The following is a 17,775-nucleotide window of genomic DNA, read 5'->3' on the forward strand; positions in this document are numbered from 1 at the left end:
TCACTATGCGCATGAGCACGGTCCCGGATTGCGATTCGCTCCATCCGGGCTACGGGATTGCGCGCTTACTTGCCCGTCAGCCTCACGCCGAGCCGGCCGGCCAATTCCTGCGTGAACTGCCACGCGACGCGGCCGGAGCGGGAGCCGCGGGTGGTCGACCATTCCAGTGCCTCGCGCTCCAATTCCTCGCCATCGATCTTGATGCCAAAATGGTCGCAATAGCCTCTGACCATGGCGAGGTATTCATCCTGACTACAGCGGTGGAAGCCGAGCCACAGGCCGAAGCGGTCGGACAATGAGACCTTCTCCTCGACCGCTTCGCCGGGATTGATCGCGGTCGAGCGCTCGTTCTCGATCATCTCACGCGCGAGCAAATGCCTGCGGTTGGAAGTGGCATAAAGGATGACGTTCTCGGGACGTCCCTCGATGCCGCCCTCCAGCACTGCCTTCAGCGACTTGTACGAGGCGTCGTTGCCGTCGAAAGAGAGGTCGTCGCAGAACACGATGAAGCGGAAATCGGAGGCGCGCAGCACTTCCATCAGCATCGGCAGGCTCTCGATATCCTCGCGATGGATCTCGATCAGCTTCAACCGATCCGCAGGCTTGCGGTCGAGATTGATGCTGGCATGTGCGGCCTTCACGAGAGACGACTTCCCCATGCCGCGCGCGCCCCAGAGCAGCGCGTTATTGGCGGGCAGCCCATTGGCGAAGCGCTCGGTATTTTCGATCAGGATGTCGCGCATCCGGTCGATCCCCTTGAGCAGGAAGATCTCGACGCGGCTGACGCGGGCGACCTTCGAGAGCCGTCCGTCCGGATGCCAGACGAAGGCATCGGCCGCGCCAAGCTGCTCGCTTGCATCCGCGTCCGGGGCGGCGGCGGAGAGGTGGCGCGAGATCGCCTCCAGGGCGTTTGCGATCCGCTCCGCGGTGTCGCCGTTGAGCTCGCTTGCCGGACCTTTTGTCGCGGTTTTGCGGGGGCCTTTGGAGGCCAGTTTGGGCATGGCGCGAGGCGCTGATTTTTTGGCTTTTTTCGACATTTGCGCAGTTCCTGACGGGGCAGGCTTTAACGGGCCTTGGCGGCTGCCGCAAGCGGCCTAAATGAGGGGCTGTTAACGTTGCAATTGGGCCGGCCGCCGCTATAGTCCGCGCGAATTTGCCCGGACCGGGCTTGACGCGCCAGGCGTCGCCGGTCCTTCTCCCGTCTCACGAGGATTGTCCGAATGCTGATTACTCCTGCGTTTGCCCAGGCCGGAGCCGGCGGCGATGCCAACAGCATGTTGATGTCGCTTTTGCCGTTCGCGCTGATCTTCGTGATCATGTACTTCCTGATTCTGCGCCCGCAGCAGAAGAAGGTGAAAGATCATGCCGAGCTGGTCAAAAACATCCGTCGCGGCGACACCATCGTGACCTCGGGCGGCCTCGTCGGCAAGGTGACCAAGGTGGTCGACGACGACCAGATCGAGTTCGAAATCTCCGATGGCGTCCGGGTGCGGCAGATGCGGCAGATGATCTCGGGCGTGCGCACCAAGGGCGAGCCGGCGAAGGAAAAGGCCGAGGCCAAGGACGAGACGTCAGCGAGCTGATTGTCGCGCCGCAATTTCCGATCTGACAGGTCAACCCGATGTTGTATTTCACGCGGTGGAAGGCGCTGGGAATCATTCTCACGGCGCTCGTGGTGTGCCTTTGCGCCGTGCCGAACTTCTTCCCGGAATCCCAGGTCAAGACCTGGCCGGGGTGGGCGCAGCGGCGCCTGGTGCTCGGCCTCGACCTGCAGGGCGGCTCCTATCTGCTGCTCGAGGTCGATTCCAACTATGTGAAGAAAGAGAAGCTCGACCAGATCCGCGACGACGCGCGGCGCGTGCTGCGCGACGCCAAGATCGGCTACACCGGTCTCAACGCGCGCAATGATGCCGTGGAGGTACGGATCAGCCGCGATACCGACCTGCCGACCGCGCTCTCCAAGCTGCGTGAGCTCTCGCAGCCGCTCGGCGGCCTGCTCGGTTCCAGCGGCCAGCGCAGCCTCGAAGTGTCCGATGCCGGCGGCGGGCTGATCCGCCTGACCGTGCCGCAGGCCGCCATCACCGAGCGCATCCGCCAGACCATCGAGCAGTCGATCCAGATCGTCGAGCGCCGCGTCAACCAGCTCGGCACTGTCGAGCCCGTGATCCAGCGCCAGGGCACCGACCGCATCCTGGTGCAGGTGCCGGGTCTGCAGGACCCGACACGCCTGAAGGAGCTGCTCGGCAAGACCGCGAAGATGGAATTCCGGATGGTCGACACCTCGGTGTCGCCCGACCAGGCCCAGCAGGGCAGGGTTCCGCCTGACTCCGAACTCCTGATGAGCGCGTCGACGCCGAAGATCCCGTACGTCGTCAAGAAACAGGTGCTGGTCTCCGGCGGCGACCTGACCGACGCGCAGCCGGGGTTCGACCAGCGCACCGGCGAGCCGATCGTCAGTTTCCGCTTCAACACCTCGGGCGCGCGGAAATTCGCCCAGGCCACGACCGAGAATGTCGGCCAGCCCTTCGCCATCATCCTCGACAATGAGGTGATCTCCGCGCCCGTGATCCGTGAGCCGATCACCGGCGGCCAGGGCCAGATCTCGGGCAGCTTCACGGTTCAGTCCGCCAACGATCTCGCGATCCTCTTGCGTGCCGGCGCGCTGCCGGCGCCGCTGACGGTGATCGAGGAGCGCACGGTCGGTCCGGGGCTCGGCCAGGATTCGATCGAGAAGGGCGAACTGGCGGCCTATGTCGGCTCGATCCTGGTCATCGTGTTCATGCTTCTGACGTATCGGCTGTTCGGCGTGTTCGCCAACATCGCCGTGGCCGTCAACGTCGCGATGATCTTTGGCCTGTTGTCGCTTTTGAACGCCACGCTGACGCTGCCCGGCATCGCCGGCATCGTGCTCACGGTCGGCATCGCGGTGGACTCCAACGTGCTGATCTATGAGCGTATCCGCGAGGAATTGCGGGGCGGGCGCAACGCGATCTCGGCGATCGATGCCGGCTTCAAGCGCGCGCTCGCGACCATCCTCGACTCCAACATCACCACCTTCATCGCCGCCGCGGTGCTGTTCTACATCGGTACCGGTCCGGTGCGCGGCTTCGCCGTCACGCTCGGGATCGGCATCATTACCACGGTCTTCACCGCGTTTACGCTCACGCGGCTGATCGTCGCGTGGTGGGTGTGGTGGAAGCGGCCGCAAAAGACCGTGCCGATCTGAGAGGCCTGTTGTGACTCATTATGTTCTCATTGGCCTTGGCATCCTGATCGCCGTGCTGACCGTCGTCGCCGCGCTCGGCATCCTGCCGCCGCTGCGCATCGTCCCGGACAACACGCATTTCGATTTCACGCGCTTCCGCCGCATCAGCTTCCCGATCTCGGCGGTGCTCTCGATCATCGCGATCACGCTGTTCTTCACCCACGGCCTGAATTTCGGCATCGACTTCCGGGGCGGCACGCTGCTGGAAGTGCAGGCCAAATCCGGCAACGCCGATATCGCCGCGATGCGCGCCACGCTCAGCACTTTGAACCTCGGTGAGGTCCAGTTGCAGCAGTTCGGCGGGCCGGCCAACGTGTTGATCCGCGTCGCCGAGCAGCCCGGCGGCGACAGCGCGCAGCAGGAGGCGGTGCAGAAGGTCCGCGGCGCGCTCGGCGATTCCGTCGAATATCGCCGCGTCGAGGTGGTGGGCCCGCGCGTCTCCGGCGAACTCCTGGCCTACGGCATGCTCGGCCTGATGCTCGCGATCGTCGGCATCCTGATCTATCTCTGGTTCCGCTTCGAATGGCAGTTCGCGCTCGGCGCCATGATCGCCAACGTCCACGATATCGTGCTGACGATCGGCTTCATGTCGATCTCGCAGGTTGATTTCGACCTCACCAGCATCGCGGCGCTGTTGACGATTCTCGGCTACTCGCTCAACGACACGGTCGTGATCTACGACCGTATCCGCGAGATGCTGCGGCGTTACAAGAAGATGCCGATGCCGCAGCTCCTCAACGAATCGATCAACTCGACGCTGTCGCGCTCGATCATCACCCACGTCACCGTGACGCTCGCGCTGCTGGCGCTGCTGCTGTTTGGTGGTAACGCCATCCACAGCTTCACCGCGGTGATGATGTTCGGCGTGGTGTTGGTCGGCACCTACACCTCGATCTTCATCGCGGCGCCGATCCTGATCTATCTCGGCGTGGGCACCGTACGTGGGGACGCGCCGGAGACGCCGGCCAAGAAGCCGGAAGCAGCGGCAAAGAAGTAGCTGGTCATGGCTCAATCCTCGGACGCTCCACATCTTCCGAGGTCGGCGCCGATCGAGGCCTACGGCAAGGGCGGCTTCGCCTTTGCCGACATGTCGCATCGCGGCTCACTGCTCTGCCTGCCCGATGGGATCTGGGCCTGGCCGGTGACGACTCCGCAGCAGATCGACCGATACTCGCTCGAGCGTGTGTTCGCGAAAGCCAACATCATCGACACGCTGATCATCGGCACTGGCACGGAAACATGGATAGCGCCCAAGGCGCTGCGCGATGCCTTGCGAGCTGTGCATGTGGTGCTGGATACGATGCAGACGGGGCCTGCGATCCGCACCTACAACATCATGATGGGCGAGCGTCGGCGGGTGGCGGCGGCGCTGATCGCTGTGCCATGAGCGAGCCCGGCGGCACGGACGCCGCGGCGTTCTGCGCCGAGCTGGTGCGCACCCATGATTTCGCGCGCTATGCCTCCACGCTGTTCGTGCCGGCGGTCGAACGCCGCGCGCTGCTCGCGATCTACGCCTTCAACGCCGAAATTTCCCGCGTTCATGAACTGGTCAGCCAGCCCTTGCCTGGCGAGATACGCCTGCAATGGTGGTCCGACATGCTCGCAGGCAGCGGCCATGGCAGCGTCGAAGGCAACCCTGTCGCAGCAGAGCTGTTGCTCGCGATCAGGAATTTCCGGCTCCCCGTCGAGCCGCTGTCGCGGTTGGTCGAGGAGCATCAGTTCGATCTCTACAACGATCCGATGCCGTCGATGGCAGCGCTCGAGGGCTATCTCAACGAGACCGCCTCGGCGCTGTTCTCGCTCGCTGCGCGCGTGATGGCGCGGCCGTCAGAAGAAATTGATCACCTCGCGCGGCACGCCGGGCTCGCGCAAGGTATCGCGCAAGTGATCGCCGCATTGCCGCGCGATGCTTCGCGGCGGCAATTGTTCCTGCCGCTGCAGTTCCTTGAGCAGCACGGCGGCGGAATCGAAGACGTATTCTCCGGCAAGCAGACGCCGCAACTGCGCGCTGCGATCGACCAGCTCATCGGCGAGGCGACGAGCCATCTGAAGACCGCGCTCTCGCTGTTGCCGACGGTTTCGCCGGCGATGCGGCCGATCTTCCTGCCATTGGCGCTCCTCGAGCGCGATCTCGCGCGGATGTCGCGGACCAGCACGGACCCGTTCGCCCCACAGGTCACATCGCGGCTGCGGGTCCTGTGGACGGTGTGGCGGGCGTCGCGGCGACGGGAGTTCGGCGGCTAGAGCATTTTCGGTTCTGATTGAATCAGAACCGAAGCTCTAGATTCTTGCTTTGACGCGTTTTCTTCACGCGAACCGGCGTCCACTTCGCTCGAAAACGCTTTAGCCCGCGCGCTAACTGCCGATGTGCTTGGTAAAGATCCTGATCGTGCGGCCCTTCACGACCGGGCCGGCATCGAACAGGCCGGACGCGATCTTCTCGATCTCGTCGCGCAGCGACACAAACTGTCCCTGCCGCGCCATGCTTGGCGTGCCGCGCGTCCCGGCAAGCTCGTCCATCGCGGCGTCGCTGATCTGACACTCCACGGCTTCGCCATCGTTCAGCATCGTGAACGTGAACGCCAGTCGTTCGGAATCATGTCCGCCAATCTTGCCACGCGCCAGCGGCATCGAAACACTCTCCTTGGGGATGATTCCAAGACTGCTTCGCAACGATGGCTTTGTCGAGGTAACGAGTTGGGATGGTTAGAGCGCTTTCGAGCGAAGCATGCCCTCGGACTTGATCCGAGGGTGGACGCCGGTTCGCGTAAAGAAAACGCGTCAAAGCAAGAATCTAGAGCTTCGGTTCTGATTCCATCAGAACCGAAGCTCTAGCGCGTGAGCCGGTCCATCTCGGCGACTTCGAAATTGAAACGGTCGCGAAGATTCTTGCGCTGCTCAAGGATGTCCTTGAGGAAGGCGCGGTCGGCCTCGTTCTGCATCAGCGGCTCGATCAGGTCGATCTGGTTCATCGCCACGAGCTGCAATATCTCCGTGCGCGGCTTGCCCGCGGCATCGCGCGGCAGCGCATGGACGACTTGGATATGCTCGGGCGGCTTGACACCCTTGGCTGAGGCAAGCGTGTTGCGCAGCTTCTTCTCCAGCGCGACCTCGTCGGCTTCCACGAAGGCATAGAGCCCGACGCCGACCCGGCGGTCTGCGAAGGCGACGATCGCGGTGTCGCGGACTTCCGGGTTCTTCCGGATCAGATCGATCAGGACCGGCGCGTCATTGACCAGCCGCCGGCCGCCGCCTTCGCGATCGGTGAAATTGAAGAGTCCACGGGTGATCGCCTGGTAGACCTTTTTGCCGGTCTTGAGCCAGACGCTGGCGACGACTGACTTGCGAGCGAGGATCTTGCGTTCCTTCGGGGTCAGCGCATCGGGCGCATAGCTGCGCTTGTGCTTCAGCAGATGCCGCAAATCCTCATAGGCCGCGATGCGGAACAGGCGGCTGCGGCGCTTGAAGCAGGCGGCGAGCTGGAAATCGGTGAGATAGGCGCGGCCGTTGCGGCCGACCAGCCAGTTCTGCTCCTTGGCGAGATCGTTGTGGCAGATGCCGGCACGATGCAGTCTGCGCAGCGCATCCTTGGCCGAACGGAAATAGGCGACATCGCCATGCGGCTTCGCCAGGTGCAGCGCCACGCCGTCGATGAACCCGCGCACCAGCGCGCGTTGTCCCGCCCAGAGCAGCTTCGGTCCGACGTCGAGGTCGCGCGCCAGCGACAGCGCGCGGCGCTCGCGCGAAAACAGGTGCCGCGCCAGTGGAAACGACCAGAACGGCACCAGGTCGAGCCGGCGCAGCACCGCATCGGTCTCGCCGGTCTCGATGCGGAAACGTCCGCGCTCGACGGTCGAGAACACGTCGCGCTTGAGCAGGACTCCTTCGCGCCATCGCGCCGACAGGGTGGCGGCGTCGTCTTTCGGCAAGCTCATGGCTTAAGCCGCCGCCGCGACGTGCAAATGGTCCGATATCCAGCGGTCAAGATCGGCAAGCGCGCGGGCTGATATCGCCTGCTTCTTCGCTACCGTCTTCTCGTTGCCGCGGAGCCGCGTGCCGTCGGGCTTCTTCGTTGGCGGGCTGGCCAGCGGCGGGAACAGGCCGAAATTGATGTTCATCGGCTGGAACGAGCGCGGACCCGTGTCGACGGTCTCGATATGGCCGCCGGTGATGTGGCCCAGCAGCGCGCCTAGCGCCGTGGTCGAAGGCGGCGGCGCCAGCGAATGGCCGCGAGCGTCCGCCGCGGCATAGAGGCCGGTGAGCAGGCCGATGCTGGCGGACTCCACATAACCTTCGCAGCCGGTCATCTGGCCGGCGAAGCGCAATCGCGGCTCGGCGCGCAGCCGTAGTTGTGAATCCAGAAGCTTGGGCGAGTTCAGGAAGGTGTTGCGATGCAATCCGCCGAGCCTCGCGAATTCGGCGTGCTCGAGACCCGGAATGGTGCGGAACGCGCGCTGCTGCGCGCCATGCTTCAGCTTGGTCTGGAAGCCGACCATGTTGTAGAGCGTGCCGAGCTTGTTGTCCTGGCGAAGTTGTACGATCGCGTAGGGCTTGGTGGTGGGATCGTTCGGATTGGTGAGGCCGACCGGCTTCATCGGCCCGTGCCGCAGGGTCTCGCGACCGCGTTCGGCCATCACCTCGACGGGCAGGCAGCCGTCGAAATAGGGCGTGTTGGTCTCCCAGTCCTTGAAGTCCACCTTCTCGCCGGCCAGCAGCGCGTCGACGAACGCGTCGTACTGCTCCTTTGTCATCGGGCAATTGATGTAGTCGGCTCCGGTGCCCCCCGGCCCAACCTTGTCATAGCGCGACTGGAACCACGCCACGCTCATGTCGATGGAATCCTTGTGCACGATCGGCGCGATCGCATCGAAGAAGGCGAGCGCGCTTTCGTCGGTCAGCTCACGGATGGCATCTGCCAGCGGCGCCGAGGTGAGGGGGCCCGTCGCAACGATGACGTTGCGCCACTCGACGGGCGGTAGGCCCGCGATCTCCTCGCGGCGAATCTCGATCAGGGGGTGCTCGTTGAGCGCCTTGGTGACCGCGGCGGAAAACCCCTCGCGGTCGACCGCCAGCGCCCCGCCGGCGGGCACCTGGTTGGCGTCGGCGGCGCGCATGATCAGCGAGCCGAGCCGGCGCATTTCGGCGTGCAGCAGGCCGACTGCATTGTTGGCGGCATCATCGGAGCGGAAGGAATTGGAGCAAACGAGTTCGGCAAGGCCATCGGTGCGATGGGCCTCGGTCATCCGCTGTGGGCGCATCTCGTGCAGCACCACGCGCCGGCCGGCATTTGCCACCTGCCAGGCGGCTTCAGAACCGGCAAGGCCGGCGCCGATGATGTGGACAGGATCAGGAGAAGGCTTGGTCGCGGTCATCGCGCAGGGTTAGCGCGTTTTTCCCGCGAGCGCATCTGAAACCGGGCAGAGAAACTGGGGAGAGAATACGAGAACGCCCGCGTAAAGGAGCGGGCGTTATCCGTTCATTGATGGGCTGACAAAGGATCAGCCGTTGAAGTGCCCAGAGGCCACGCGCGGAATATCAGAGCGATCAAGGCCGATGTCCGCCAGCTCGCGATCGCTAAGCTGGGACAGCTCGGCAACATTACGCTGATAATCACGGAACGCCCGGATCATGCGGATGAGCGAGAGTAACATGGTAGTCTCCTAGAAATTACGATTCAGCTCTATGGCAAGCGTCATCGTCGATAGAATGAACATAGGTTGAGTTGATGCAGTGCGGTAGTTCCTATGTTGCGGTGCAGCTAAGTGAAAAATGCATGACGTCGGTAAGGCCTGATTAACCCAACAGCGGAGCGGCCCGACGAGGCGTCAGCGGGTTGGTGAGAACGCGTGCCGGTATTGGAAAAGGTCCGTAAAATCACGGGCTTGCGATGAGGGGCGGCACTTCCGTCGACGCTTGGCATATGGGTGCGCACGGACGTGAAATCAAATGCTCGGCCTTGAGCCCCGCCCGGCGCAACGCCGGAGACCGATTCGGGGTGGCTAGCTTCTCATGCGTGATTCGCATGCGCCTTGGCCCTTAGAAATGAAATTAAACTCATTTCTTCTGGGGTCGATCTAGAAGAATATTCCTCGTGGTCCCAGGATTTGGTGCGGAATGCCGAGTCCGCGAAGCCGGGCCAAGACCGACGGATCACTGAAGCATGTTTGCAGTCCGAAGGCTGCCTGCGGCCGATGCCGCTGCCGAACCTTCAACTCCCTATCCTCCGGGGTACGGTTCGCGAGCGGAGGGGACCGGATACCGCAGTAGCGGCAACGATGCTTCGCGCGGCTTGCCCTTCCTTACCAAGCTGTAATGAAAAATAGATGCAACGCATGCGTGCTTTGCTCGCAGCGTCGATCACATCTCTATCGCGCGGAATTCATTCTGAACTTTTCGATGATGAGCGAACAATGGTTGTCACGGATTCCGGCAATCACGTCGGCTTCCGTTCAAATAATACGGAAAATGGGGAAAAAACCGATGCGCAACAAACTGATTGCAGCGACTGCGATGGCTTTCATTGCGTATGCCGCCATTCCCGCCCACGCGGCTAAGGTCACCGTCGGCTGCAGCGGCGACAATCTCGCCAAGACCGAATCCGCAGTTGAGACAATGGCGGACGGTCCAGGCAAAATCGTGGCGCAAAAGGAGATTGCGCAAGCGCAGGACGCTCTGCTCGGTGGCAAGATGGGCGTGTGCGCGGCGCATCTGAACAAGGCGATGCACGCCGGCGAGGCGAAGTAAGGAGCAAGGCTTCTCACAGGCGCCGATCGTCCCGCGGCGATCGGCTCCTTAAAGCGAGAGGGAGGGAAGCGCTACGGTACGCGGGTGAGTTGGGTGGCAAAATAGGCGACGGTGCGCGCATAAACCTCGCTCTTGTTCCATTGCTGGATTACCGCGAAGTTCGGATTGCCTGGCTCCCAATTCTTGCCGCGTTGCCAGCCATGGTTGGCGAAGAAATTCGCGGTCGAGGCCAGCACATCGGGCGCGCTGTGCAGGAGATCGCGGCGGCCATTGCCGTCGAAATCGACTGCGAATTTGATGTAGTTCGACGGCATGAACTGGGTTTGGCCGATCTCGCCGGCCCATGCGCCGCGCAGTTCCTGTGGAGGGACATCGCCGCGTTCGATGATGCGGAGCGCATCCAGAAGCTCGGCCCTGAACATATCGGAGCGGCGGCAATCATAGGCGAGCGTCGCCAGCGCCCGCAGAGTTGGGAATTTGCCGATGTTGACGCCGAAATCGGTCTCCAATCCCCAGATCGCCACCAGCACTTCGCCCGGCACGCCATAGGTCTCCTCGATGCGGGACAGCACCGAGCCGTACTGCTTCATCATGTTGGCGCCGCGGGTGAGGCGGGGCGGCACCATGCGTCCGGAGAATTCCTCGAAGGTCTGACTGAACACCTTCTGCGACTGGTCGCGCGTGAGCACGTTCTTGTCGAGGGTGACGCCGTTCAGGCCGACCTGGATCGCGGACTGCGAAATCCCCTTCGATGCCGCTTCCTTCTTGAAGTCGTCCAGCCACGTATCGAACGAGCCGCTGCCGCAGGTCGCGGCGAACGAAGGCGTGCTGAGGGTCAGGAGCAGGGCTCCCAGTGCAGTCCGGAGGGAAAAGCGAAAGCTCATGAAATCGTTCACTCCATGTCGACGCATCATCGACACTAATCTCGAAACGCTACCAAAATGTTTGCGGCAAGAGCGGCCAAAACAAGGCTTGTCGGCGTTGCACGCGCAAGTCAATCCACCATGCCGGGGCGATGTCACGTGCCGGAGCTCGGACGAACCCCAGTCTGATGCTGGCGCACCAGACCGGGATGATGGAACAGATTTGCCGAAGATCTACGCGCTGTTTTTCCGACGCCACGGGAACAGGTTAGCGGGGAAGTCGGCAGCAGGCTTGCGCGCGCGCGGACGTGGCGGGAGCGGCTGCACATTGGGGTCGGGAACGATGATCTGCCGGTAGAGATGCCAAGTGGCGTGGCCGAGCAGGGGAATGACGATGGCGAGGCCGAGGAAGAAAGGCAGCGTTCCCAGCACCAACAATGCTGCGACGATCAGGCCCCAGGCGGCCATCGGCACCGGATTACGCGCGACCGCGCGCAGCGAGGTGACCATGGCTTCACCGGTCGTAGCGTGACGGTCGAGCATCATCGGGAACGACACCACGCTGATGCAAAGCGCGAGCAGGGCGAAGAGGAAGCCGACGCCGCAGCCGACCAGGATCAACCACCAACCCTGCGCTGTCGTCAGCACCTGCGTGAGGAAATCGGGGATCCCCGCCGCCGTCGCATAACCGAATGCCGAGACATAGATGGCCTGCGCCGTGGCGATCCAGGTCACGAACAGCGCGAACAGCAGCGTGCCTAGTCCAAGCATGGCGCCGAATGACGGAGAGCGGACGATCTCGATTGCGCCCCATGCAGAAGGCTCTTCGCCATTCTCGCGGCGGCGGCTGAGTTCATAGAGACCGATCGCCGCGAACGGGCCGAGCAGGGCGAAGCCCGCGGCCAACGGGAACAATAACGGCAGCACGGAATAGCCGTGCACGACGCGGGCAAGCACCAGGCCCAACACCGGATAGACCACGCACAGGATGACGGCGTGGCTCGGGACCGCCTTGAAATCCTCCCAGCCGAGCTGCAAGGCGCGATGCAGATCGCCGAGACTGATGGTACGAATCTCGGGCGCAGCCGCGACTTCCTGTCCGCTCTGCGTCAGTGATGTGACATTGTCGTGATAGGTGGCCATAGTCGTTGTCTCCCTGCGCGGCCGCATTTCTGTGCCCGCCAGCGAGGGGCACAACGTGCCGTCTCCTAAGCGATCACGAACAGGCCAGACGCGAAGACACCCAAGCGGCCATGTCGCGAAGTGAGATGTCACGGTACTCCCAAACCGGGACAGACGCACTCACGCTTCGGTGAATGTCGCATTGGCAACCTTGGCTGGTCCGGGTAAAATCATTTTGCGACCCCGGCGGGTGCTGCCGGTCGAAAAGAGCCCCGAGAGAACCACCTGACACCACATCTCAAGTCCTTTGGAGTGAACGATGAGCATTTTCGGAAAAATCATGAGCTCGATCTTCGGCAGCAGCACAGCGACTGCAGCGCCGGCTAGCGGTGCGCCTGCGGGGAGCGCGCCCGCCGCCGGGGCCTCGCCGACCGCTCCGGCTGCCGCGCCTGCGCAGAGCGTCGACGTCGCTCCGATTTTGGATGCAGCCGTCGCCGCGAAGAAGGAGAAGCTCGAGTGGCGCACATCGATCGTCGACCTGATGAAGGCGCTCGACATCGATTCGAGCCTGTCCGCGCGCAAGGAGCTTGCCGAGGAACTCGGCTACACCGGCGACACCAATGATTCCGCGAGCATGAACATCTGGCTGCACAAGCAGGTGATGACCAAACTTGCGGCCAATGGCGGCAAGCTGCCGCCGGAAATCAAGCATTAAGGCGACGCTGGTACTTGAGCATTCGAAGGCCCGCGATCGTCGCGGGCCTTTTTTGTCGACCCCGCCAGATAATAACAACAACGAAGGAGAACGCCCATGAATACGATTGATCGCAGGACCATGCTCGCCACCGGCGCGCTCGCGCTGGCGGGAACGGCCGCGCAGGTTACGTCCGCCGACGCGCAGGTCGGGCCGAAGGCGATGTTTCCGGTAGCAGCGACGACGATCCCGATTGTCGGCGAGACCGAGGTATTCCAGGTCCGCCGCATCTATTGCATCGGCCGCAACTATGCCGCGCATGCGATCGAGCGCGGCTCCGATCCGACGCGCGAGCCGCCGTTCTTCTTCCAGAAGCCGACCGATGCGATCCAGAACGTTGCGATCGGGACGGTTGCCGATCATCCCTATCCGTCGCTGACGAAAAATTATCATCACGAGGTCGAACTCGTCGCCGCGCTGAAATCCGGCGGCGCCAACATTCCCGCCGATAAGGCGCTCGATCACGTCTATGGCTATGCGCTCGGTCTCGACATGACGCGCCGCGACCTGCAGAACGGCATGGCCGCGGAGAAGAAGCCGTGGGAGATCGGCAAGAGCTTTGACCATGCCGCCGTGATCGGTCCGATCCATCCGGCTTCCAAGACCGGACATTTCACCCAGGGCGCGATTTCGCTCGCGGTCAACGGCACCATCAGGCAGAACTCGGACCTGCGGAACATGATCTGGAGCGTCGCCGAGCAGATCGCAAAACTGTCGGAAGCCTTCGAGCTGAAGGCTGGCGACATCATCTATTCCGGCACACCGGAAAATGTCGGCCCGGTGGTCAAGGGCGACGTGCTGTTGTGCAAGCTCGAGGGCCTGCCGGACATGTCGATCCGGATCGTGTAGCAGGCCGCCCGACTCTCACGCCACGAGATCCCGGTATTCGGGATGCTTGCTGAGATAGTCGACGACAAAACCGCAGCCGGCGATCACCTTGTGGCCGTCGGCGCGGATCAATTCCAGCGCGCCCTTGACGAGTTCGGAGGCGATACCGCGGCCGCGCAGTGCACGCGGCGTTTCTGTGTGGGTGATGATGATAGCCGACGGCGTCGCGCGGTAGTTTGCGAACGCGATGCGGCCTTCCACGTCGAGTTCGAAGCGGCTTTGTGCCGTGTTGTTGCGGACCGATGTCATGTCTGATGTCTGCGCTTTCAGTGTTTCAGCAGATCCTGGTAATCCGCATGTTTCTCGATGAAGGCCTTCACGAACGGGCATTGCGCGATCACCTTCAGGCCCTCGGCGCGCACCTGGTCCAGCGCGCCGCGGACCAGCTTTGAGCCGATCCCCTTGCCGCCAAGCTCGGCCGGCACCTCCGTGTGGACGAAGGTGATCACACCGTCCGCTTTCTCGTAGTAGGCCGCGGCAATATGTCCATCGACCGCGAGCTCGTAGCGCTTGCGCCCGGGGTTGTTGACGACTGCTTCGTTCACACGTCCATCCATCATCTCATTCCCGTTGTTTGCATCGCCGCAATCGCCCGCGGTTGTTCGCAAGTTGGCGATCGGCCGGCCTTGCAAGCCGATCATAACCGGCCTACGTTTTTTTCAAGACATACGCCCCGAAGCGGCCAGACGGTCGTTTGGTACTGCAATGTCATGATCGCTGGCTGCTGACGTATGCCTCTTTTCCAGGGAGGTCTACCATGTCGGATAAGCGTTTCTTTAGCACCCATAGACCTTGGGAGGACTGGTTCGGCATGTTGCTCGGCGTGCTGATCGTGGTCTCGCCGTGGTTTCCGATGCAGGCCGGCCGCGACGTCGTCGATGCTGACCGCAGCATCATGATCCTCAACACCTTCGTGATCGGCATGCTGGTGTTCGGACTGGCCCAGCTCGAATATGTCGCCCTGCAGCGCTGGGAGGAGGTGGCAGCGATCGTGCTCGGCTGCTGGCTGATCGCTTCGCCGTTCCTGTTCGGCTATTCCGGCGACACCCTGCTGCAGGTCTGGCACGGCATCCTCGGGGCGCTGGTGGTCTTGCTGGGTGCGCTGCAGCTCTGGCAGGACTGGGGCAGGAGCGATCAGGAACTCGCCAACCATCCGCAGTGACCGCCCACGTCGCGGAGCGGTGGCTGGGCGGCCGCAGGCGCCGGGTCCGCCCTTGCCGAACCCCGTGCGGAGACGATAAACCGCAGAGGGGCAGCCAGAAGCCCCGCATGATGAAACTCCCGATGGGACGGAAATGAGCGGAGAGACGGGTAGCGTGGCCGCGCCGCGCGGCGATCAGTTGCGGATGTCGCGCCGGGTGATGAACCTGGCGCATATCGTGACCCAGAATGCGCGCCGGCATGGCGATCGCGCAGGATTCATTTGGCGGGACCGGAGCTGGACCTGGCGCGAGATCGATGGCCTCGTCTCCGCACTTGCCGCCGCGCTGGCGGCGCGGGGCATCGTCAGGGGCGACCGCATCCTCGTCCACTCCAAGAACTGCGACGAGATGTTCTGGTCGATGTTCGCCGCCTTCCGCCTCGGCGCGGTCTGGGTGCCGACCAATTTTCGCCTGATGCCCGACGAGGTCGCCTATCTCGCCGCAGCCTCCGGCGCCAAGGCCTTCCTCTGCCACGGCGACTTTCCCGAGCATGCCGCGGCCGCCGCCAATCCCGCGCTGCAATTCACCTGGCGGATCGGCGAGGAGGGGAGTTTTGGCGAGCGGACCGTCACTGAAGCGATCGCGGCGCACGCCGGCGCGAAGGTCGACAATGTCGCGGTCGAGCATGACGATCCCTGCTGGTTCTTCTTCACCTCCGGCACCACTGGCCGCTCCAAGGCCGCCGTGCTGACCCATGGCCAGATGGCCTTCGTGGTAACCAACCATCTCGCCGACCTGACGCCCGGCGTCAGCGAGCGGGATGCCTCGATCGTGGTCGCGCCGCTGTCGCATGGCGCCGGCATCCACCAGCTCATGCAGGCCGCGCGCGGGGTGCCGACCATCCTGCTGCCTTCGGAGAAATTCGATATCGCCGAAACATTCCGGCTGATCGAGCAGCACCGCGTCAGCAACCTCTTCACGGTGCCGACGATCCTGAAGATGATGGTCGAACATCCCGCCGTCGAGCAGTTCGATCATTCCTCGCTGCGCCACGTGATTTATGCGGGGGCGCCGATGTACCGCGAGGACCAGAAGCTTGCGATGCGAAAGCTCGGCGCCGTGCTGGTGCAGTATTTCGGCCTCGGCGAGGTCACCGGCAACATCACCGTGCTGCCGCCGGCGCTGCACGATCCCGAGGACGGCCCGCATGCGCGGATCGGCACCTGCGGCTTCGAGCGCGTCGGCATGCAGGTCTCGATCCAGGACGACCAGGGCCGCGAACTGAAGCCGTTCGAGACCGGGGAGATCTGCGTGATCGGCCCCGCGGTGTTCGCCGGCTACTATGATAACCGTGAAGCCAACGCGAAGGCGTTTCGCGACGGCTGGTTTCGCACCGGCGATCTCGGCCACATGGACGAAGAGGGCTTTGTCTACATCACCGGCCGCGCATCCGACATGTACATCTCCGGCGGCTCCAACATCTATCCGCGCGAGATCGAGGAGAAGATCCTGACGCATCCTGCTGTCGGCGAGGTCGCCGTGCTCGGCGTGCCCGATCCCTTCTGGGGCGAGGTTGGCGTTGCCGTCTGCGTCGCGCGCGAGGGCGCCGGCGCGGTCGGCGAGGCGGAGCTTGCCGCGTACCTTGCGCCGAAGGTGCCGCGCTACAAGATGCCGAAGCGCTTCTTCTTCTGGGATGCGCTGCCGAAGTCGGGCTACGGCAAGATACCCAAGCGCCTGATCCGCGATGAGCTGGAAGCGCGCGGGCTGCTCGACGTCTCCACCAAGCAGACCGGGTGATGCGCAGCATCGCCCAACCGGGTCCCTCTGCGCGCGAGCGCATTCAATGGGTGGAAGCGCGCGGGCGCGCATTTTCCTTCACGCTGCAGGCCGGCATTCCGCTGCTTGAAGCCGCACGCCGCGGCTTTGCGGCGGAAGGATTTTCGGGCGGCGTCTTGAGCGTAAGCGGCGGCGCGCTTGGCCCGTTCGCCTACGTGATGCCGGCACTGTCGAAGACCGGCGCCAACGCGGCATTCTACAGCGAGACGTTTCGTCCCGACGGCATCACCCGGCTCAAGCTCGCCACGATGACGCTGGGCGAGCGTGATGGTGCACCATTCTTCCACTGCCACGGATTGTGGACCGAGGCTGACGGCCGTTTCAACGGCGGCCATATGCTGCCGGAAGAGACTGTGGTCGCCGAGCCCTTCGAGGTGCAGGCCTTCGGTCTCAATGGGGCGATGTTTGTCGCCGAGGGCGATGCCGAGACCAATTTCAAACTGTTCGGCCCGATGCCGCGCCAGGCGACGAATGCGGAGACCACCAGCCGCGCCTTTGCGCTGCGGCTGCGCCCCAACCAGGATTTTGCCTGCGCGCTCGAGAAATTTTGCCGCCAGCACGGCATCCTGCACGCGCGGCTGCATGGCGGCGTCGGCTCGACCATTGGCGCCTGCTTCACCGACGGCCGCACGGTCGTGCCGTTTGCGACCGAGCTCGCGGTCCGAGCGGGGACGATCGCTCCCGATGCCGATGGCCAGCTCGAAGCCGAGCTCGAGATCGCGCTCGTCGACTATCTCGGAGGCATCGCCGAGGGGAAATTGGTGCGCGGCGACAACCCGGTGCTGATGACGATGGAGCTCGTGCTCGAAGTGCTGGACGAGGAGGGGTAGGCTGTTGTCCCGGCCTTGATCCGGGACGACATCGTCATTACGGATGCAGTTCTCTCCGTCGTCATTGCGAGCGTAGCGAAGCAATCCACCCCTCCACGCGCGGAAGCATGGATTGCTTCGCTGCGCTCGCAATGACGGGGATGTTGCTGATTCATTTGTCAAACAGCGGAGAGGATACACGTTCGCATTCTCGCGGCGCATTGCGTCCGAGGTTTGCGTCGCTTCTGACCCTCTCATTGAGCAGAGGGCGCAGGGAAAGCCGGGTGCTGGTTGCACCCGTGGGTCCCGTGCAACAAAAAGCACGGGGGTAGGACCACAGGTTCAACCGGAA

The 17,775-nt window shown here is 63.4% G+C and carries 20 protein-coding genes; 11 read left to right on the forward strand and 9 right to left on the reverse strand.

Features of this window, described 5'->3' with window-relative positions; translation table 11 throughout:
• Window positions 1-65: 65 nt before the first annotated feature.
• On the reverse strand, window positions 66-1,037 hold the full coding sequence (locus CWO89_RS24590; RefSeq protein ID WP_130581288.1) for an ATP-binding protein: 972 nt from the start codon (window positions 1,035-1,037) through the stop codon (window positions 66-68).
• A gap of 183 nt (window positions 1,038-1,220) precedes the next feature.
• Between CWO89_RS24590 and yajC the strand changes: the two genes are divergently transcribed.
• The 5 genes from yajC to CWO89_RS24615 are packed head-to-tail and all read left to right on the forward strand — an operon-like array spanning window position 1,221 to window position 5,509.
• Window positions 1,221-1,583: a preprotein translocase subunit YajC gene (gene yajC / locus CWO89_RS24595; protein ID WP_130581289.1), complete on the forward strand. Its 363-nt coding sequence runs from the start codon at window positions 1,221-1,223 to the stop codon at window positions 1,581-1,583.
• A 38-nt stretch (window positions 1,584-1,621) separates the two neighbouring features.
• The gene (gene secD / locus CWO89_RS24600; RefSeq protein ID WP_130581290.1) at window positions 1,622-3,226 is read left to right on the forward strand and encodes a protein translocase subunit SecD; all 1,605 of its coding nucleotides are present in this window, start codon (window positions 1,622-1,624) and stop codon (window positions 3,224-3,226) included.
• Between the two features lie 10 nt (window positions 3,227-3,236).
• The gene (gene secF, locus CWO89_RS24605) at window positions 3,237-4,262 is read left to right on the forward strand and encodes a protein translocase subunit SecF (RefSeq protein WP_130581291.1); all 1,026 of its coding nucleotides are present in this window, start codon (window positions 3,237-3,239) and stop codon (window positions 4,260-4,262) included.
• 6 nt (window positions 4,263-4,268) lie between these two features.
• On the forward strand, window positions 4,269-4,652 hold the full coding sequence (locus CWO89_RS24610; protein ID WP_130581292.1) for an Mth938-like domain-containing protein: 384 nt from the start codon (window positions 4,269-4,271) through the stop codon (window positions 4,650-4,652).
• Window positions 4,649-5,509 carry a phytoene/squalene synthase family protein gene (locus CWO89_RS24615; protein ID WP_130581293.1) on the forward strand — a complete coding sequence of 287 codons (861 nt, stop codon included), beginning with the start codon at window positions 4,649-4,651 and terminating at the stop codon, window positions 5,507-5,509. Before CWO89_RS24610 ends, CWO89_RS24615 begins: the two co-directional genes overlap by 4 nt.
• Window positions 5,510-5,620: 111 nt before the next feature.
• Here CWO89_RS24615 and CWO89_RS24620 read toward each other — a convergent pair whose 3' ends face one another.
• The 4 genes from CWO89_RS24620 to CWO89_RS24635 form a co-directional block, all read right to left on the reverse strand.
• Window positions 5,621-5,896, reverse strand: a complete 276-nt coding sequence (locus CWO89_RS24620; protein ID WP_130581294.1) for a DUF1488 family protein — start codon at window positions 5,894-5,896, stop codon at window positions 5,621-5,623.
• Window positions 5,897-6,096: 200 nt separating this feature from the next.
• Window positions 6,097-7,200, reverse strand: coding sequence for a serine/threonine protein kinase (locus CWO89_RS24625; protein WP_130581295.1), 1,104 nt, complete (start codon window positions 7,198-7,200; stop codon window positions 6,097-6,099).
• A gap of 3 nt (window positions 7,201-7,203) precedes the next feature.
• Window positions 7,204-8,637, reverse strand: coding sequence for a methylenetetrahydrofolate--tRNA-(uracil(54)-C(5))-methyltransferase (FADH(2)-oxidizing) TrmFO (gene trmFO, locus CWO89_RS24630; protein ID WP_130581296.1), 1,434 nt, complete (start codon window positions 8,635-8,637; stop codon window positions 7,204-7,206).
• A gap of 126 nt (window positions 8,638-8,763) precedes the next feature.
• Window positions 8,764-8,916, reverse strand: a complete 153-nt coding sequence (locus CWO89_RS24635) for a DUF1127 domain-containing protein (protein WP_130581297.1) — start codon at window positions 8,914-8,916, stop codon at window positions 8,764-8,766.
• A 745-nt stretch (window positions 8,917-9,661) separates the two neighbouring features.
• Here CWO89_RS24635 and CWO89_RS24640 point away from each other — a divergent pair.
• The gene (locus CWO89_RS24640) at window positions 9,662-10,009 is read left to right on the forward strand and encodes a hypothetical protein (RefSeq protein ID WP_349016978.1); all 348 of its coding nucleotides are present in this window, start codon (window positions 9,662-9,664) and stop codon (window positions 10,007-10,009) included.
• Between the two features lie 71 nt (window positions 10,010-10,080).
• Here CWO89_RS24640 and CWO89_RS24645 read toward each other — a convergent pair whose 3' ends face one another.
• Together CWO89_RS24645 and CWO89_RS24650 are read right to left on the reverse strand one after the other, a co-directional pair.
• Window positions 10,081-10,893 carry a lytic murein transglycosylase gene (locus CWO89_RS24645; protein ID WP_130581298.1) on the reverse strand — a complete coding sequence of 271 codons (813 nt, stop codon included), beginning with the start codon at window positions 10,891-10,893 and terminating at the stop codon, window positions 10,081-10,083.
• 213 nt (window positions 10,894-11,106) lie between these two features.
• On the reverse strand, window positions 11,107-12,015 hold the full coding sequence (locus tag CWO89_RS24650) for a DUF2189 domain-containing protein (RefSeq protein ID WP_130581299.1): 909 nt from the start codon (window positions 12,013-12,015) through the stop codon (window positions 11,107-11,109).
• A gap of 298 nt (window positions 12,016-12,313) precedes the next feature.
• Here CWO89_RS24650 and CWO89_RS24655 point away from each other — a divergent pair, with 298 nt between their 5' ends.
• Window positions 12,314-12,709, forward strand: coding sequence for a DUF3597 domain-containing protein (locus CWO89_RS24655; protein WP_130581300.1), 396 nt, complete (start codon window positions 12,314-12,316; stop codon window positions 12,707-12,709).
• A gap of 96 nt (window positions 12,710-12,805) precedes the next feature.
• A complete protein-coding gene (locus CWO89_RS24660) occupies window positions 12,806-13,597 on the forward strand; it encodes a fumarylacetoacetate hydrolase family protein (protein WP_130581301.1) in 792 nt (263 codons plus the stop codon).
• Window positions 13,598-13,612: 15 nt separating this feature from the next.
• On the opposite strand, the gene CWO89_RS24665 is transcribed toward CWO89_RS24660, so the two are convergent.
• Window positions 13,613-13,885, reverse strand: coding sequence for a GNAT family N-acetyltransferase (locus CWO89_RS24665; RefSeq protein ID WP_130581302.1), 273 nt, complete (start codon window positions 13,883-13,885; stop codon window positions 13,613-13,615).
• A gap of 17 nt (window positions 13,886-13,902) precedes the next feature.
• Window positions 13,903-14,193, reverse strand: coding sequence for a GNAT family N-acetyltransferase (locus CWO89_RS24670; RefSeq protein WP_130581303.1), 291 nt, complete (start codon window positions 14,191-14,193; stop codon window positions 13,903-13,905).
• 200 nt (window positions 14,194-14,393) lie between these two features.
• On the opposite strand from CWO89_RS24670, the gene CWO89_RS24675 reads away from it, so the two are divergent.
• The 3 genes from CWO89_RS24675 to CWO89_RS24685 all read left to right on the forward strand — a co-directional run bounded on the left by CWO89_RS24675 (window position 14,394) and on the right by CWO89_RS24685 (window position 17,444).
• Window positions 14,394-14,798: an SPW repeat protein gene (locus tag CWO89_RS24675; protein ID WP_027579056.1), complete on the forward strand. Its 405-nt coding sequence runs from the start codon at window positions 14,394-14,396 to the stop codon at window positions 14,796-14,798.
• 133 nt (window positions 14,799-14,931) lie between these two features.
• On the forward strand, window positions 14,932-16,575 hold the full coding sequence (locus CWO89_RS24680) for an acyl-CoA synthetase (protein ID WP_130581304.1): 1,644 nt from the start codon (window positions 14,932-14,934) through the stop codon (window positions 16,573-16,575).
• Window positions 16,575-17,444 carry a PCC domain-containing protein gene (locus CWO89_RS24685; RefSeq protein ID WP_130581305.1) on the forward strand — a complete coding sequence of 290 codons (870 nt, stop codon included), beginning with the start codon at window positions 16,575-16,577 and terminating at the stop codon, window positions 17,442-17,444. Before CWO89_RS24680 ends, CWO89_RS24685 begins: the two co-directional genes overlap by 1 nt.
• Window positions 17,445-17,775 lie beyond the last annotated feature (331 nt).

The sequence above is a fragment of the Bradyrhizobium sp. Leo170 genome, from assembly GCF_004296405.1.
GTDB lineage: Bacteria > Pseudomonadota > Alphaproteobacteria > Rhizobiales > Xanthobacteraceae > Bradyrhizobium.

What these genes read in the sequence shown, in the direction of transcription:
- CWO89_RS24590 (WP_130581288.1), bottom strand. Translation starts at nt 1,037, where the DNA reads ATGTCGAAAAAAGCCAAAAAATCAGCGCCTCGCGCCATGCCCAAACTG.
- yajC (WP_130581289.1), top strand. Translation starts at nt 1,221, where the DNA reads ATGCTGATTACTCCTGCGTTTGCCCAGGCCGGAGCCGGCGGCGATGCC.
- secD (WP_130581290.1), top strand. Translation starts at nt 1,622, where the DNA reads ATGTTGTATTTCACGCGGTGGAAGGCGCTGGGAATCATTCTCACGGCG.
- CWO89_RS24610 (WP_130581292.1), top strand. Translation starts at nt 4,269, where the DNA reads ATGGCTCAATCCTCGGACGCTCCACATCTTCCGAGGTCGGCGCCGATC.
- CWO89_RS24615 (WP_130581293.1), top strand. Translation starts at nt 4,649, where the DNA reads ATGAGCGAGCCCGGCGGCACGGACGCCGCGGCGTTCTGCGCCGAGCTG.
- CWO89_RS24620 (WP_130581294.1), bottom strand. Translation starts at nt 5,896, where the DNA reads ATGCCGCTGGCGCGTGGCAAGATTGGCGGACATGATTCCGAACGACTG.
- CWO89_RS24625 (WP_130581295.1), bottom strand. Translation starts at nt 7,200, where the DNA reads ATGAGCTTGCCGAAAGACGACGCCGCCACCCTGTCGGCGCGATGGCGC.
- trmFO (WP_130581296.1), bottom strand. Translation starts at nt 8,637, where the DNA reads ATGACCGCGACCAAGCCTTCTCCTGATCCTGTCCACATCATCGGCGCC.
- CWO89_RS24635 (WP_130581297.1), bottom strand. Translation starts at nt 8,916, where the DNA reads ATGTTACTCTCGCTCATCCGCATGATCCGGGCGTTCCGTGATTATCAG.
- CWO89_RS24640 (WP_349016978.1), top strand. Translation starts at nt 9,662, where the DNA reads ATGATGAGCGAACAATGGTTGTCACGGATTCCGGCAATCACGTCGGCT.
- CWO89_RS24645 (WP_130581298.1), bottom strand. Translation starts at nt 10,893, where the DNA reads ATGAGCTTTCGCTTTTCCCTCCGGACTGCACTGGGAGCCCTGCTCCTG.
- CWO89_RS24650 (WP_130581299.1), bottom strand. Translation starts at nt 12,015, where the DNA reads ATGGCCACCTATCACGACAATGTCACATCACTGACGCAGAGCGGACAG.
- CWO89_RS24655 (WP_130581300.1), top strand. Translation starts at nt 12,314, where the DNA reads ATGAGCATTTTCGGAAAAATCATGAGCTCGATCTTCGGCAGCAGCACA.
- CWO89_RS24660 (WP_130581301.1), top strand. Translation starts at nt 12,806, where the DNA reads ATGAATACGATTGATCGCAGGACCATGCTCGCCACCGGCGCGCTCGCG.
- CWO89_RS24665 (WP_130581302.1), bottom strand. Translation starts at nt 13,885, where the DNA reads ATGACATCGGTCCGCAACAACACGGCACAAAGCCGCTTCGAACTCGAC.
- CWO89_RS24670 (WP_130581303.1), bottom strand. Translation starts at nt 14,193, where the DNA reads ATGGATGGACGTGTGAACGAAGCAGTCGTCAACAACCCCGGGCGCAAG.
- CWO89_RS24675 (WP_027579056.1), top strand. Translation starts at nt 14,394, where the DNA reads ATGTCGGATAAGCGTTTCTTTAGCACCCATAGACCTTGGGAGGACTGG.
- CWO89_RS24680 (WP_130581304.1), top strand. Translation starts at nt 14,932, where the DNA reads ATGAGCGGAGAGACGGGTAGCGTGGCCGCGCCGCGCGGCGATCAGTTG.
- CWO89_RS24685 (WP_130581305.1), top strand. Translation starts at nt 16,575, where the DNA reads ATGCGCAGCATCGCCCAACCGGGTCCCTCTGCGCGCGAGCGCATTCAA.